This window comes from Bradyrhizobium sp. CSS354 (assembly GCF_029051725.1).
GTDB lineage: Bacteria > Pseudomonadota > Alphaproteobacteria > Rhizobiales > Xanthobacteraceae > Bradyrhizobium.
Window position 1 is genome coordinate 191,521 of record NZ_JAACFU010000007.1, and the last position, 14,915, is coordinate 206,435.

15 protein-coding genes are annotated in these 14,915 nt (G+C 64.8%); 7 read left to right on the forward strand and 8 right to left on the reverse strand.

Annotation, left to right across the window (positions count from 1 at the left end; translation table 11 throughout):
* Positions 1-6: 6 nt before the first annotated feature.
* From GWG67_RS19215 to GWG67_RS19240, 6 genes are all read right to left on the reverse strand, one after another.
* A complete protein-coding gene (locus GWG67_RS19215) occupies positions 7-1,782 on the reverse strand; it encodes an NAD(P)-binding domain-containing protein (RefSeq protein ID WP_275170915.1) in 1,776 nt (591 codons plus the stop codon).
* 259 nt (positions 1,783-2,041) lie between these two features.
* Positions 2,042-2,674, reverse strand: coding sequence for a general stress protein (locus tag GWG67_RS19220; RefSeq protein ID WP_275170916.1), 633 nt, complete (start codon positions 2,672-2,674; stop codon positions 2,042-2,044).
* Between the two features lie 12 nt (positions 2,675-2,686).
* Entirely contained in the window at positions 2,687-3,007 is a 321-nt protein-coding gene (locus tag GWG67_RS19225) for a hypothetical protein (RefSeq protein WP_275170917.1), read from the reverse strand.
* Positions 3,008-3,192: 185 nt separating this feature from the next.
* Positions 3,193-4,701 (reverse strand): acyl-CoA synthetase, encoded by a 1,509-nt coding sequence (locus tag GWG67_RS19230; protein WP_275170918.1) that lies wholly within the window; start codon positions 4,699-4,701, stop codon positions 3,193-3,195.
* A 22-nt stretch (positions 4,702-4,723) separates the two neighbouring features.
* Complete coding sequence (locus GWG67_RS19235; protein ID WP_275170919.1) at positions 4,724-5,908, reverse strand: ABC transporter substrate-binding protein; 1,185 nt, start codon at positions 5,906-5,908, stop codon at positions 4,724-4,726.
* Between the two features lie 33 nt (positions 5,909-5,941).
* Entirely contained in the window at positions 5,942-6,916 is a 975-nt protein-coding gene (locus GWG67_RS19240; RefSeq protein ID WP_275170920.1) for a nitronate monooxygenase family protein, read from the reverse strand.
* A gap of 177 nt (positions 6,917-7,093) precedes the next feature.
* On the opposite strand from GWG67_RS19240, the gene GWG67_RS19245 reads away from it, so the two are divergent.
* Entirely contained in the window at positions 7,094-7,981 is an 888-nt protein-coding gene (locus tag GWG67_RS19245) for a LysR family transcriptional regulator (RefSeq protein WP_275170921.1), read from the forward strand.
* On the opposite strand, the gene GWG67_RS19250 is transcribed toward GWG67_RS19245, so the two are convergent.
* Entirely contained in the window at positions 7,978-8,631 is a 654-nt protein-coding gene (locus GWG67_RS19250; protein ID WP_275170922.1) for a DNA-3-methyladenine glycosylase, read from the reverse strand. The genes GWG67_RS19245 and GWG67_RS19250 overlap by 4 nt on opposite strands.
* Positions 8,632-8,854: 223 nt before the next feature.
* Between GWG67_RS19250 and gluQRS the strand changes: the two genes are divergently transcribed.
* Positions 8,855-9,715, forward strand: coding sequence for a tRNA glutamyl-Q(34) synthetase GluQRS (gluQRS, locus tag GWG67_RS19255; protein ID WP_275170923.1), 861 nt, complete (start codon positions 8,855-8,857; stop codon positions 9,713-9,715).
* A gap of 104 nt (positions 9,716-9,819) precedes the next feature.
* Positions 9,820-11,121 carry an ATP-binding protein gene (locus GWG67_RS19260; RefSeq protein WP_275170924.1) on the forward strand — a complete coding sequence of 434 codons (1,302 nt, stop codon included), beginning with the start codon at positions 9,820-9,822 and terminating at the stop codon, positions 11,119-11,121.
* Here GWG67_RS19260 and GWG67_RS19265 read toward each other — a convergent pair.
* On the reverse strand, positions 11,048-11,941 hold the full coding sequence (locus GWG67_RS19265) for a YihY/virulence factor BrkB family protein (protein WP_275170925.1): 894 nt from the start codon (positions 11,939-11,941) through the stop codon (positions 11,048-11,050). The two genes, GWG67_RS19260 and GWG67_RS19265, sit on opposite strands and share 74 nt — an antisense overlap.
* Before the next feature lie 204 nt (positions 11,942-12,145).
* Between GWG67_RS19265 and GWG67_RS19270 the strand changes: the two genes are divergently transcribed.
* The 4 genes from GWG67_RS19270 (at position 12,146) to GWG67_RS19285 (ending at position 14,733) form a co-directional block, all read left to right on the forward strand.
* Positions 12,146-12,340, forward strand: a complete 195-nt coding sequence (locus GWG67_RS19270; RefSeq protein WP_247427614.1) for a twin transmembrane helix small protein — start codon at positions 12,146-12,148, stop codon at positions 12,338-12,340.
* Position 12,341: 1 nt separating this feature from the next.
* The gene (locus GWG67_RS19275) at positions 12,342-12,914 is read left to right on the forward strand and encodes a cob(I)yrinic acid a,c-diamide adenosyltransferase (RefSeq protein WP_247285810.1); all 573 of its coding nucleotides are present in this window, start codon (positions 12,342-12,344) and stop codon (positions 12,912-12,914) included.
* Positions 12,915-13,039: 125 nt separating this feature from the next.
* Positions 13,040-13,789, forward strand: a complete 750-nt coding sequence (locus tag GWG67_RS19280) for an electron transfer flavoprotein subunit beta/FixA family protein (protein WP_007597346.1) — start codon at positions 13,040-13,042, stop codon at positions 13,787-13,789.
* Positions 13,789-14,733: an electron transfer flavoprotein subunit alpha/FixB family protein gene (locus tag GWG67_RS19285; protein WP_275170926.1), complete on the forward strand. Its 945-nt coding sequence runs from the start codon at positions 13,789-13,791 to the stop codon at positions 14,731-14,733. Before GWG67_RS19280 ends, GWG67_RS19285 begins: the two co-directional genes overlap by 1 nt.
* Positions 14,734-14,915 lie beyond the last annotated feature (182 nt).

The following is a 14,915-nucleotide window of genomic DNA, read 5'->3' on the forward strand; positions in this document are numbered from 1 at the left end:
GGAGGCTCAAATTGCGCCCGCCTCACGCCCCAAAATCCCTTCCTCGATCGCCTTGATCTGGAGCGCGAGATATTTCGAGTTGATCCGGCATTGCGCGAGGCTGCCGGCGATGAACCAGAGGCCGGGTTGCCCAGTGCGCGCATACATGTTGCGCAGCTCGAGGCCGTCGCCAAAGCCCCAGATCGGGCCGACGCGGTCGGCGACGCCGTCGCCGAACAGTTTCCGCACCAGATATTCCTGTGTCTTGTAACCGGTCGAAAGCACGATCAGGTCGGCCGGAAGGGTCGTGCCGTCCTTCATCCGCGCTCCCTCGGCGACGAAGCTCTCGATGTCGGAAAACTGCCTGAGCTTGATCGCACCCTCGACGATGAGGTTGGAGCAGCCGACATTGAAATAATAGCCGCCGCCACGGGTGAGATATTTGAACTGCCAGCCGGTGCCGGCCTCGCCGAAATCGAGCTTGAAGCCGATTTTGCGCAGGCCGTCGAGCAGCTCGTTATCGAGCTGCTTCGACTGCTCCGTCAGCATCACATGGGTCTTCTTCGCCAGCGGCGTCGGCATCGAGGCCGCGATCAAATCGTTGTCCTCGAGCGTGCCCTCATTGTAGGTCGCGTAGGCAAGTTGGGCCGACGGCTCGATATTGGTGACCAGCGTGGGTGAACGCTGCACCAACGTCACTTCTGCGCCACTGGAGTGAAGATCCTGCGCGATGTCGTGGCCGCTATTGCCGGTGCCGATGACGATGGCGCGTTTGCCTGTCCAGCTCTCGCCGTCCTCGTAGCGGCTCGAATGCAGCAGCGTGCCCTTGAAGTTTTCGAGGGTCGGAATGACAGGCACATTGGCGATGCCGCTGACGCCGGTCGCCATCACTACATGGCGCGGGTGCATGGTCCGTTTGCCGCCGTCGGCGCCTCGCAACGTGACGGTCCAACTGCCCTTGGCATCGTCGTAGGCGCCGCCTTCGAATTCGGTCCCGGTCCAGAAGTTCAGCTCCATCGCGTCGACGTAAGCTTCGAACCAGTTGGCGAGCTTGTCCTTGGGGATATAGGTCGGCCAGTTCGGCGGAAACGGCATGTAGGGCAAATGATTGACTTGCACCTGGTTATGCAGGGTCAGCGCGTGGTAACGTTTGCGCCAATTGTCCCCGATCCGCGCCTCGCGATCGACGATCAGTGTGTCGATCTTCAACTGCTTCAGCCGAGCCGCAATCGCGAGCCCGGCCTGGCCGCCGCCGACCACCAGCACGGCTGGATCGCGATCGGTGTAGTCGCGCGAGGCGTTGCGCAGGTCGAGCCAGTTCGGTCCACGGAAGTCGCGCGAATAAGCCTGGCCGCGCGGCCGCGAGGTGCCGAGCTGCTCCTCGAAGCCCTTGAGCTCGTCGAGCGCGGTGAGGAGCGTCCACGCTTTCAGGCGGTCGCCGTCGGTAGCGTCGGGCACAAGCCTCGCGATGCCGCTGCCGCGCCCCAGTGCGGTTTCGAAATCGAAGATCGCTTCGATCGTGTTGGTCCCGGCACGCGTCACCCAGCGCGGTGGCGCTCGGTTCGGCGCGATCTTGAAGCTGCCCGGTGCGACCTTTGCCGCGAGCGTTGTCAGCTCCCGCTTGATCGAGGCGCCGCCGGCGATGGTTTGCAGGTTCCAGCTCAGTGCCAGCACATCGCGCCAATAGCTGTCGGCGAGGAAAAGACGGTCCAGCCCAGCGCCACCGGGTACGCCAAGTGTGCGCTCGAATTCGTCGAGCCAGCCTTGCGCGGATGCGGCGATATCCTTCGTCCTGTCCAGCATGCGCGACCTCGTGCCGTCTTCGCGGCGTTTCCTCTAGGGTCGAAGGCTATACTGTTTCGCAGACGGCCAATAGCCGATTACCCGAGCAGTGAGAGCATGTGCCCCTGCTTCAGCGGAATGCGCCGTCAGCCCGTGAGGGAGACCTGCGGCACTCTCGCGGTGTTTGAGAACGGACACGCGAAAAAGGCTCCACCTCGGTGGAGCCTCCCTCGCGCTCTTGGGATTCACAGCCGCTCGCGTCGCGGCGAGCGGAACATCCCTACCTCACCCGCGTGCCGGCGCCGTACAACTCACGCTCACGGCCGACATCGTCAGGCGACAGCGGCGGGCTTGCGGCGTCGAAGCCGTTCCAGCCGGACTTTTGCCAGGCGGCGCTCCGTTCCTGCAGGTTCACCGCCTTCTCGTGCAATAGGGCATCGAGACGTGAGCGGTCCTGGTCGGGCACCCGCGCCGATACCAGCGTTCCGCCGCGACGGACGCCCTCCGCGTACCGCGACGCATCATCCTTGGAAACGCCGGCTTCGGTCAGCGCGCCAACGATGCCGCCCGTCGCGGCGCCGGCTGCGGCACCAACTGCCGTCGAAGCCAGCCATCCGGCAGCAACCACCGGCCCGAGCCCCGGAATAGCCAGCAATCCGAGTCCTGCAAGCAGGCCCGCCGCGCTTCCGATTCCAGCGCCGATGCCTGCACCCGTACCGGCGCCTTCGGCGCGGTCATCGACGCCGTCGCGGTCACGGTCGACCTTGCCGGTGGAGGAGGAGCCGTACCAATTATCGGAGTTGTTCGCGACGATGCTGATGTCGGAGTGCGGCACGCCCGCGGCCTCCAGACGCCTGACCGCACGTTCCGCATCCGAATAGGTGTCATAAAGTCGAGAAATGGTGGTGGTCATGTTTTATCCTCCTTACTTGGCGGGGTTCACGTTGCCCTGGAAATCGACGCTCACGTCCGCCTTGGTCCCAGCCTTGTCGGCCTTGCCGCGCCAGACGCCGTTGTCGTCCTTTTGCAGGCCGGAAACATTGGAATAGCCCGCGCCCTCGATCTTCGACTTCGCCTGTCCCTCGGTGAAGCTGTTGCGGCCTGCGACTGGTGCGTTCGAGTTGTTGTGATCAGAGCTGTTGACGGCGTTGTTGCCCGGGCCGCTTTGTGCCTTTTGGGACTGTGCGCTTACGGGCATTGATCCGAGCAGCAGGACAGCCGCAGCGAGCGAAATTATACGTGACATAGTTTATCCTCCGGCAGTGATTGTGCCGGTCGACAACAGACGAGATTCGAATTGGTTGCTCTTCCGTTTGCGACGGAAGCGCGCGTCTTCAATCTGTAATCTGTCCAATAGTGGAGAGCCGCAGGAACGATTGCCACTCGTTCCCGTTTATATGAGTCTCGCGCTCTCGGACGCGTCGCCTGTTCTCACGCCGCCCAATAGGGCTCCCGCAGCTTGCGCTTGAAGATCTTTCCCGTTGCCTCGCGCGGCAGCGCGTCGCGGAATTCGACGTCCTTTGGCACCTTGAAATTGGCAAGCCGCTCGCGCAGGAACGATCGGACGGCGTCGGCCGAGAGCTCGGTACCCGATTCAGGCTCGACAAAGGCGCACAGCCGCTCGCCAAATTCCGCGTCGGGGATGCCGAACACGGCGCAGTCGCGCACTCCGGGCATTCCGATCAGCGCGTTCTCAATCTCCGCGGGATAGATGTTGACTCCGCCGGAGATCACCATGTCGCGCTTGCGGTCGCACAGGAACAGATAGCCGTCCGCGTCGAGGTAACCGACATCGCCGACGCTGACGAGGCCGTCACGGCCGGCCTCGGCCCTTGCCTGCGACCTGCGGTGATAGTCGAAATCGGGCACTGCCGTCTGGCGCATGTAGATTTCGCCGACTTCGCTGGCACCGCACGGGCTGCCATCGTCCCGGAAGATCCTGACGATGCCGCCTTCGATGGCGCGGCCGACCGTGCCGGGCTTCTTCAGTGCTTCCTCGGCCGAGTGCCAGACCGGGATCCCGGTCTCGGTGGAGCCGAAATACTCGTTGATGACCGGTCCCCACCAGTCGATCATGGCGCGCTTGACGTCTGGCGGGCAGGGGGCGGCGCCGTGCACGACGAAACGCAGCGACGACAGGTCGTAACGCTGTCTGACCGCTTCGGGCAACCGCAGCAGTCGGACGAACATGGTCGGCACCATGTGAATATGCGTGACGCGGTGGCGCTCGATCAGCGCCAGCAGTTCCTCCGCATCGAACCGCGCCTGGAGAATGATGGTGCAGCTGCTCCGAAATGCCAACATGCCGTAGGAATGCGGCGCCGAGTGATACATCGGCCCGTTGATCAGCACGATTTGGTCTTCCCGCGGCTTGATGCCATAGGCGATCCCGCCCACGCGTTCGGAGGCGGCCGCCTGTTCGGGCTGCATCGGCATGCGCCGCACGCCCTTCGGCATGCCGGTGGTGCCCGATGTGTAGATCATCGCTGCGGCTCGCCGCGGCGGCTCCTGCGCTTGCGGATGGCTATCGCGCCAGCGGTCCCAATCGGTCAGTCCCACCGGGATTTCGGTCAGCTCCGGAGGGATCGAGAAGGTCGCAGCGAGTTCGGGCGGCGTCGCGACCACCAGGAGAAGCACATCCGCCGGTACGCCCTCCCGGATCTGCGGCAGCAAATCGGCATGGCAGACGAGGATCTTCGCGCCGCTGTCGGCCAGGATGTAACGGACCTCCTCGGCTTTCAGATGCCAGTTGATCGGCACCACCGGACTGCCCAGCGCGGCCGAGGCCGCAACCACCTCGAACAGGGCGAAATCGTTGCGCAGCATCATCGCGACCGGCGCGGCCTCGGCAAGGCCCAGGGCGCGGAAGCCGCTCATCGCCCGCTTGATCCGGGCCCGGATGTCGTCATAGCTGATCTGGCGTTCGCCGCTGATGATCATGGCGTCTCCTCATTCCGCTCGTCTAGCGATCATCCAGCACGTCGCCGAAGCCGACCCAGCTCTTGCCGTTGAAGCGCCGGAGCTGAAGCTGCTGGAACGGCAGATAGTCGTCGGGAGCGGTCGTAACAGCCATTCCCGGCAGCAGCAGCGGCAGCTTCACTTCCTTCAGCGAGGCCGCCTGGCGCAGGATGTTGTCGCGGCTGACATCATCCTTGCATGCTTTTAGCACCGTCATCAGCAGCGTGGCATAGTGATAGCCCGCGGCGTAATTGGAGTTGGAGAGGTCCGCGGTCGGCATGTAGCGCTTCATGAAGGCGAAATATTCCTTCACGCCGGGATCGTCGGCCCATTGCGGGTCCATCGTGTCCTTCTGGTTGCTCGACGAGATCAGACCAACGGCATTGTCGAGGCCCGCCGGCTCCAGAAATGAGATCGAGGACGCCGAGGTCGGCACGAAAAACAGCTCCGGCTTCCAGCCGATCTCGGCCACGCCCTTGACCATCTGCGAGGTGAACTTGCCGAGCACGACGCCGAACAGCACGTTGGCGCCTGAGGCCTTCAGCGTCGAGAGCTGCGAACTGATCGTCGGCGCGCTGGTCTCGTAGCTTGCTTCCGCGATGATCATGCTTGCGGCCTTGGGCCCGAGCGCGCGCTTGAACCCTGCGACATAGTCGCGGCCGAAATCGTCGTTCTGCGACAGGATCGCGATCTTGGCGTCCGGCTTGGTCTGCAAGATATATTTGGCATAGACCACGCCCTCGGATTCGTAGGCCGCCATGCCGGGCATCGTCCACGGGTTCTTCTGTGGTTCGGCCCATTTGGTGGCGCCGGAGAGCACGAATAGCTGCGGCACTTTCTTGGCGTTGAGATAGCGCTGCACGGCGCTGTTGGTGGCGGTGCCGAGCGAGCCGAACATCATCAGCACCTCCTCTTGCTCCACCAGCTTGCGGGTCTGCTCGACGGTCTTCGGCGGCGAATAGGCGTCGTCCAGCGTGATGAACTTGACCTTGCGGCTGTTGATGCCACCTTCGGCATTGACCTTCTCGAAGAACGCTTCCTGCGTCCGTCCGATTGCGCCGAAGCCGGAGGCCGGGCCGCTGTAGGGCAGGGTCTGCCCGATGCGAATCTCGTCGCTGCCTTCGGCATGGGCGCTGCCGCCAGCGAGCGTCAGCAACGACATGCCGATCAGTGCGGCTGCCAGCTTCATGGTGTCCTCCCGTTTTATTGTCGGTCCGAGTCCTTAGGCGCTGGCGCGCATCAGGAAATCCTCTCGGGCCTGATCGAATTCCCGTTTCATCCGGTCGACGAGCTCGGCGACCGGCGGTGCATCGGCGATCTGGCCGATGCCCTGGCCCGAGCCCCAGATGTCGCGCCACGCCTTGGACTTCATGTTGCCGCCGGAGCCGAAGTTCATCTTGGTCTTGTCGGCGGCCGGCAGATTGTCCGGATCGAGACCAGCCGCGGCGATCGAAGGGCCGAGATAGTTGCCGTGCACGCCGGTGAAGAGGTTGGTGTAGACGATGTCGTGCGCGGCATGCTGCGTCAGCGCCGACTTGTAGGCTTCGTCAGCGTTGGCTTCCTTCGTCGCGATGAAGCGCGTGCCCATATAGGCGAGGTCGGCGCCCAGCGTCAGCGCAGAGGCGATTGCGAAGCCGTCGCTGATTGCGCCCGACAGCAGGATCGCGCCGTCGAACCATTGCTTGACCTCGCGTACCAGTGCGAAAGGCGAGAGCGTTCCTGCATGTCCTCCAGCGCCGGCGCAAACCAGGATCAGGCCGTCGACACCTTGCTCGGCGGCCTTGCGCGCGTGCTTGACGTTGATGACGTCGTGGAACACGAGGCCGCCGTAGGAATGTGCGGCCTCCACGAGCTCGGCGGGCGGTCGCAGCGAGGTGATGATGATGGGCGCCCTGTGCTTCACACAGGTCTCCATGTCCTTCATCAGCCGGTCGTTGGAGGCGTGGCAAATCTGGTTGACGGCGTAGGGTGCGACCTTCTTGCCGGGATTGCGCGACTTGTATTCGCCGAGTTCATTCTCGATGCGGCTCAGCCACTCGTCGAGCTTTTCCACCGGACGGGCATTGAGCGCCGGAAACGAGCCGACGATACCGGCCTTGCACTGGGCGATCACCAGCTCCGGGCCTGAGACGAGGAAGAGCGGCGAGCCGACCACGGGCAGCTCGAGCGAATCCTTCAAGAGAGCGGGCAGCGCCATGATGTCCTCCCGAAAACGCAGCCCGCCGGCAGGCGGATGACGAGGCGTTTCCCTGTTTGATTGTCGCGGGCGAGTTGCCGCCCATGTTTCATTTCACGCCATTATAGGGGTTGGAGTGCGGCCTCCCATCGTCCAATATTGAACAGACAACTATTCAGATTTGAACAGAGGCCGCTGATGGACTGGGACCTTTGCAAGACCTTCGTCGCGGTCGCCGATACCGGCAGCTTCACCGGCGCGGCACGTCGGCTGCACAGCAGCCATCCCACCGTCAGCCGCAAGATCGCGGCGCTGGAAGCCCAGCTCGGCACCAGGCTGGTGGCGCGCGCCGCCGACGGCCTGGCGCTGACCGCGGATGGACGGACACTGCGCGAGCACGCCGAGGCGATGGCGGCGGCGGCGCTGCGGGCGGAGACAGCAGTCTCGGCGGGAGGGCACAAGGCGCGCGGTACCGTCAAGCTGTCGATCGGCGCGACGCTGGCCTCGCATTGGCTGATGCCGCGCCTGCCTGCGTTCCTGCGCGCGCATGATCACGTCCAGCTCGAGATCATCACCCATCCGTTTCCGGCCAGCGTGCGCCGCCGCGAGGCGGACGTGGTGCTGCGGCCTTTCGACAGCGGCGAGGAAAATCTGGTCGGCCGCAAGATCGGCCGTCTCGGCACCGGATTCTACGCCTCGCGGGACTATGCCGGCGGGCGGTCCTTGCCGGAACGGCGCGGCGAGTGGAAGGGGCACAGCGTCATCGGTTTCGCCGATCAGACCTCCAACGTCCAGCTTGCGCGCTGGAGCGACGTCGTCACGCGTCAGGCCAGGGTGGTGATGCGCTGCTCGTCGCAGGGCGACATGCTGGCGGCGGTCCGCGCCGGACTCGGAATCTCCGCCCTGTCGTGCTTTGTCGCCGAAAGCTATCCCGATCTCGTGCGCGTCGCGCCCCAGAAGCTCGCCAGCGTGGCGGACCTGTGGCTGCTCGCCCATCCCGACCTCGTCGAGCTCCCCGCGGTGCGCGCCGTGGTCGACTTCGTCGCCGATTGCGCCCGGACCGATCGCGTTAGATTGCGGGGCTAAGCTGATCCCGCGATGACGCCCTCGCGTTTTTTTACCGCGCGGTAGTAGCTCCACCATAGATGCGCCGCCGCACCGCGCAGGGGGCGCCAGGGTTCGGCGAGCGGCGCCATCTGCTTCTCCGTCGGCCGCGCCTGCAAGCCGAGCCCGATGCGGATGCCTTCTTGCATGGCGAGGTCGCCGGCCGGCCAGGCGTCGCCATGGCCGAGGCAGAACAGCAGATAGACGTCCGCCGTCCACGGTCCGATGCCGGGCAGTGCGATCAGCGTGTGATGCGCGGCATCGGCGTCTTCTTCTGCGAGCACGTCGAGGTTCAGTCGCTGTGCGGTGATCTCGCGTGCGAGATGTTTCAGCGTCTTGATCTTGGCGGCGGACAGGCCGAGCCGCCCCAGCCGGTCGGTGCGGGCGCGGCGCACCGCCTCGTGATCGAACGGATCGAACGCGGCGGACAGCCGTCCCCAGATCGCTGCAGCGCTCGCTGTGGAGAGCTGCTGTCCGCAAACGATGTGGGCAAGCCCCGCAAAGCCCGGCTCGCGCCGGCGCAATGCCGGCATGCCGGCGGTCGCGAGCACGGGCTTCAGCCGCGGATCGCGCTTGATGAGCGCGTGGACGGCCTCTTCGAGATCGGATTGGGTTTCGAGGTGGATGGTCATGGCAATCGTCAACTCTCTCCGGCGTCATGGCCAGGCTTCCACGCGGCTATCCACGTCTTTCCAACCGTGCATTATTATTAGCACGGCTGGGGTCATCGCATTGTCGGCGATCTTGACACGATCGGTGCGCCGCACCGAAGAACGTGGATGGCCGGGACACAGGCGAGCGGAAGCGACGCCGTCCGTCTGGACGGCTATGCCTGGCCATGATGAATTCCGAAGCATGTCGCCACCCGTTTTCCGATTTGCCCCCAGCCCGAATGGCTACCTGCATCTCGGCCACGCTTATTCCGCGCTGCTCAATTTCGATCGCGCGCGCGAGACCGGCGGGCGGTTTTTGTTGCGGATCGAGGACATCGACACGACGCGTTGCCGACCGGAATATGAGACAGCGATCTACGAAGACCTCGCCTGGCTCGGCATTGCCTGGGAGACGCCGGTGCGGCGGCAGTCGGAGCATCTCGACGCGTATCGGGCGGCGCTGGACAGGCTCTCGGCGCTCGGCGTGGTCTATCCCGCCTTCGAAAGCCGCGCCGAGATCGCAAGGCTGGTAGCGGATGGGCCGTGGCCGCGCGATCCCGACGGCGCGCCGCTCTATCCCGGCGACGCCAGATCGCTGTCCGCCGACGAGCGCGATCGCCTCGTCGACACCGGCGCGCCTTATGCGCTTCGGCTCGACATGGCGGCGGCCTGCCGCCGCGCCGTCGGCCTGAGCTGGAACGAACTGGGCGAGGGGCCCGATGGTGAGCGTGGCGTCGTTCCGGCGCGGCCAGAAGCCTGGGGCGACGTCATTGTGGCCCGCAAGGAGACGCCAACGAGCTACCATCTGTCCGTCGTTGTCGACGATGCGCTCCAGGACATCAGCGAGATCGTGCGGGGTCAGGACCTGTTTCACGCCACTTCGGTCCACCGTCTGCTTCAGGCTCTGCTCCGCCTGCCCGAACCCGTCTACCGCCACCATGGGCTAGTTCGCGACGAGGGCGGCCGGAAGCTGTCGAAATCAACCAGCTCGACCGGCCTTCGTGAACTGCGCGCTGCCGGCGCCACGCCGGCCGGTATCCGCCAGCTGGTGGGATTAGGTTAAGTTTCTCTGGGGGTTAGCCAAACGGCGCCGTGACTCCAGGTGTTCCGCCGTGCCATGCTCGCCTGACAGCCCGGGGTTCGAAGGCGATACTTCGAAGGGGAGTTATGGCGGCGAAAACGCGCGCAGCGCGCACTACGGGGACGTCCAAGCGAGTGACTGGGAAGCGCTCCGGGCCGACCGCCCGGTTGCGTAAGCGCAGCACCAAGCGTGTCGAGCCGGACGTCGTCCAGGCCGCGCTTGCCGCCTTTGCCCATGAGGTCCGCACCCCCCTGACCGGCATTCTCGCGATCAGCGACCTGCTCGCGACTTCGGATCTCGGTGAACGGGAAAGACGCTGGGCCGACACGATCAAGGCCGGTGCCGAGCATCTGGCGAACCTTGCCACCCTGTTCGTCGATGCGGCCAGAACCGGCAAGGGGACGGGCAAGGGCGTCGGAGGTGGAAGCACGCTGCGGCAGGATTTGTTCGACCTGCGGACCCTTGCCCGGAACGCTGGCGATTCGCTGGCCGGTCGCGCCGCGGCCAAGGGTCTCCAGGCCGAAGTCAATATCTCGGAGAAGCTGCCGGGGCTGGTGGTCGGTGATCCCGTCCGCCTGCGCGCCGCGCTCGAGAATCTGATCGACAATGCCGTGAAATTCACCGAGCACGGCGGCGTGGCGCTCACGGTCGCGCCTTGGCGTTCCGCAAAGAGCAAGGGAAAGACCAAGAGCAGAGGCAAAGCCAAGCGCAAAGGCAGCGTCGGTGTCGCCTTCGCGGTATCCGACAGCGGCATCGGCCTCACCATGGCCGAGATCAAGCGGCTGTTCCGCCCGTTTACTCAGGCCAATGTCACCATTGCCTCGCGCTTCGGCGGCGCCGGCCTGGGCCTGTCGTCGGTGAAGCAACTGGCGCGCGCGATGGGCGGCGACATCACGGTCGCCCCTCGGCCCGGCGGCGGCGCCACCTTCACGTTGACGGTGTCGGTGGATGCCACGGGATCGGGCAAGTCCAGCAAGTCGAAGGGCGAAGCCGAGATGGATGCGGTCCCGGCGCTGCGCTTGCTCAGCGTCGAGGACAATCCGTTCGGGCGCGTCGTGCTCAACACCATCCTGACCGAGCTCGGCCATCATGCCGAGTTCATCGGGCGCGGCGAGGACGCGGTGAACCGGCTTGCGCAGGGCGCCTTCGACGCGGTGCTGATGGACATGGTGCTGCCGGGCATCAATGGCGTCGAGGCGATCAGGCGGATCCGCACCATGGCGACGCCGCTGGCTCAGATCCCCATCATCGGGGTGTCCGGTCGCGGCGAGGACGAAGTCGCCTCACGCGAGGCCGGCGCCGACGCCTTTCTGGTCAAGCCTGTGTCTCCGCGGGCGCTAGCGACTGCGCTGCTTGCAGCGACACGCCGTGAGGAAGTCGCGACTTGATGATCGCGGCGTTGAGTTCGCCGCCGTAGACGAAGATCGCGGCGATGAAATACAGGAACACCAGCGCGATGATCACCGAGGCGAGCCCGGCATACATCGTCACGTAATTGTTGGCGAAGCGCGCGAGGTACTGGCCGAATACGATGCCCGAGATCAGCGACGCCACGATGGTGAAGACGATGCCGGGCAGGATCTGGAGGAACCGGCGCCGTCCCGCCGGCAGCCAGGTATGCAGGATCATCAACGCCACCACCAACGCGCCGACGGTGATGCCGTAACGCAGCCAGGTGAGGATCCTCTCGTTGGATTCAACGAACAGCGGAATGTGCGCACGCGCGGCCTCGATGAGCAGCGGTCCGAGCACGATCAGGAATGCCATGGCGAGCGCGGTGAAGGCCGCAATCAGCGTGTAGGCGATCGATTCCAGCCGTAGCCAGTACCAGGGCCGCATCTCCACGACCGCATAGGCGCGGTTCAGTGCGACCCGCAACGCCTCGACGCCGTTGGAGGCGAAGTAGACCGACAGCACCGCGCCGATGGTGAATAGGCCGGTGCGGGTCGTGGTCAGCACGTCGTGGACTTCCCCCGAGATCGAATCCGCGACCTGCTTGGGCCAGACCTGGAGCATGAGGCTTGCAGCCTGGTCGGCGAGTTCCTTGGAGCCGAAGAAGCCGGCGAGCGATGTCAGGACGATCAGGAACGGGAATAGCGCCATCAGCGTCGACAGCGCGATATGGCTCGCGATCGCCCAGCCATCGTCGGCCAGGAACGTGTAGAACGCGTCCATCACGACGACGTAGATGGTGCGGATTGCCTTCACGCGCCACCTGCACTGCTGTTGCTGCTTCCTCTTTCCGCGCGCGGGAAACGCATTCCGACCTCTCCCCGCAGGCGGGGAGAGGCGAAGAGGATGGGCAATTCGCGCAAATCGGAAATCATCTAGCTAGCTTCTGATATTATTGGCTTAAAAGCCAGATCGGGAACGCCATGGCGGACCGGCGCGCAGGGTGTTATCTACCCTCGAATGGCATCTCTCCTGAGTACTTTCATCCTGCCGATCGCGGTCGGCGCCGTGGCGTTGGTGCTGCTGCTCGGTCTCATCAACATGATGCGCGGCGGCTCGCCCAGCACCTCGCAGAAGCTGATGCGCTGGCGCGTGCTGCTTCAGTTCGTGGCGATCGTCATCGCGATGGTCGCCGTATGGGCGATGGGGCGTTAACATGGTCGTGCTCAACCGCATCTATACGAAAACCGGTGACGACGGCACGACAGCGCTCGGCTCGGGCGAACGCCGGCCGAAATACGATCTGCGCATCGAGGCCTATGGCACGGTCGACGAGACCAATGCTGCGATCGGCGTGGTCCGGCTTCACACCAGGGATGCCCCCGAGCTCGACGCGATGCTTGGCCGCATCCAGAACGATCTGTTCGACCTCGGCGCGGACCTCGCGGTGCCCGAACGTGAGGGCAAGGCGGAGCGGCTGCGGGTGGTGGCGAGCCAGGTCGAGCGACTCGAGCGCGACATCGACGCGCTCAACGACAAGCTGGCACCCCTGACCTCCTTCGTGCTGCCGGGCGGCACGCCCGCCGCCGCCTACCTCCATGTCGCCCGCACGATTTGCCGCAGGGCGGAACGCGTGATGGTGGAACTGGCGGCCCGGCCGGAAGAGCCTGTTGGTGCCGCTGGCATCCAGTATATGAATCGCCTGTCAGACTTCCTGTTCGTCGCCAGCCGCGCCAGTAACGATGACGGCGCCGGCGACGTGCTCTGGGTTCCGGGCCAGAATCGCTGACCCATTAGGCCGCGCATTTCTGGGCGCCAAAATTAGACCCCTTCGCGCGTTGACCGGGCCGGATCAGGCCTTTAGGTTCCGCGCCAGTTGATAACCCCCCTCCCAGATTGAGTGAAAGAGGATCGATGAAGGTCTTGGTGCCGGTAAAGCGGGTGGTCGATTACAACGTCAAGGTCCGCGTCAAGAGCGATGGATCGGGCGTTGAACTCGCCAACGTCAAAATGTCGATGAACCCGTTCGACGAAATCGCGGTCGAAGAAGCGCTGCGCCTGAAGGAAGCCGGCAAGGCGACCGAAGTCGTGGTGGTCTCCATCGGACCGGCGCAGGCGTCGGAAACGATCCGCACCGGTCTCGCCATGGGCGCCGATCGCGGCATCCTGGTGAAGGCCGAGGGCGCGGTCGAGCCGCTCGCGGTCGCCAAGATACTGAAGAAGATTGCGGACGAAGAGCAGCCGGGCCTGATCATTCTCGGCAAGCAGGCGATCGACGACGACAGCAATCAGACCGGCCAGATGCTGGCCGCGCTGCTCGGCTGGTCGCAGGCGACCTTCGCCTCGAAGCTCGAGGTCGAAGGCAGCGACTTCAAGGTCACCCGCGAAGTCGACGGCGGCTTGCAGACCGTGAAGCTGAAGGGACCGGCGATCGTCACCACCGATCTCCGCCTCAACGAGCCGCGCTACGCCTCGCTGCCCAACATCATGAAGGCCAAAAAGAAGCCGATCGCGGACAAGACCGCCGCCGATTACGGGGTCGATCTCACTGCGCGCCTCGAGGTTCTCAACACGACCGAGCCGGCGGGCCGTAAGGCGGGCGTCAAGGTCAAGGACGTCGCCGAGCTGGTGTCGAAACTCAAGAACGAAGCCGGGGTGCTCTGATGACGACGCTTCTGATTGCCGAACACGACAATGCGTCGCTCAAGGATGCGACCAACAAGGCCCTGACCGCGGCGGCCGCGCTCGGCGCGGACGTCGAGGTTCTGGTGGCGGGCGAGAACGCCAAGGCCGCGGCGGACGCCGCCGCAAAGCTTGCCGGTGTGAAGAAGGTGCTGCTCGCCGACGGCGCGCTTTACGCGCACGATCTGGCCGAGCCGCTGGCCGCGCTGATCGTCTCTCTGGCGCCGTCCTATGACGCCATCGTCGCGCCCGCGACCTCGCGCTTCAAGAACGTGATGCCGCGCGTCGCAGCCCTGCTCGACGTCATGCAGGTCTCGGAGATCACCAAGGTGGTCGCCCCCGACACCTATGAGCGTCCGATCTACGCCGGCAACGCCATCCAGACCGTGAAGTCGAAGGACGCCAAGAAGGTCATCACGGTGCGCACCTCCACCTTTGCCGCAGCAGGTGAAGGCGGCAGCGCGTCGGTCGAGAGCGTCGCGGCGGTGGCCGATCCAGGCCTGTCGTCCTTTGTCGGCGAGGAGGTCGCAAAGAGCGACCGTCCCGAGCTGACCTCGGCCAAGATCATCGTCTCCGGTGGCCGCGCCATGCAGAGCCGCGAGAACTTCGCAAAGTACATCGAGCCGCTCGCCGACAAGCTCGGCGCCGGCGTCGGCGCTTCGCGCGCGGCGGTGGATGCGGGCTACGCGCCGAACGACTGGCAGGTCGGCCAGACCGGCAAGGTCGTGGCCCCCGAGCTCTATGTCGCGGTCGGCATTTCCGGCGCGATCCAGCATCTGGCCGGCATGAAGGACTCCAAGGTGATCGTCGCGATCAACAAGGACGAGGACGCGCCGATCTTCCAGGTTGCCGATTATGGCCTGGTCGCCGACCTCTACCAGGCGGTTCCGGAGCTGACCGCCGAACTCGGCAAGCTCGGCAAGTAAAACGCGCTAAAACACCGGCCGGAGCTATAAACTCCGGCCGGTGTTGCGTTTTGAGGCGTTTTCTTTGGCGTGGGACACGCCTTCGAAGCGATCCAATCTAGGTTTCGAGGCCGGGTTCTGATTAAATCGGATCTCCCGGCTCGGGGGATAGGCAGGCGCGGTTGATAGTGCGCCGTTCCGGT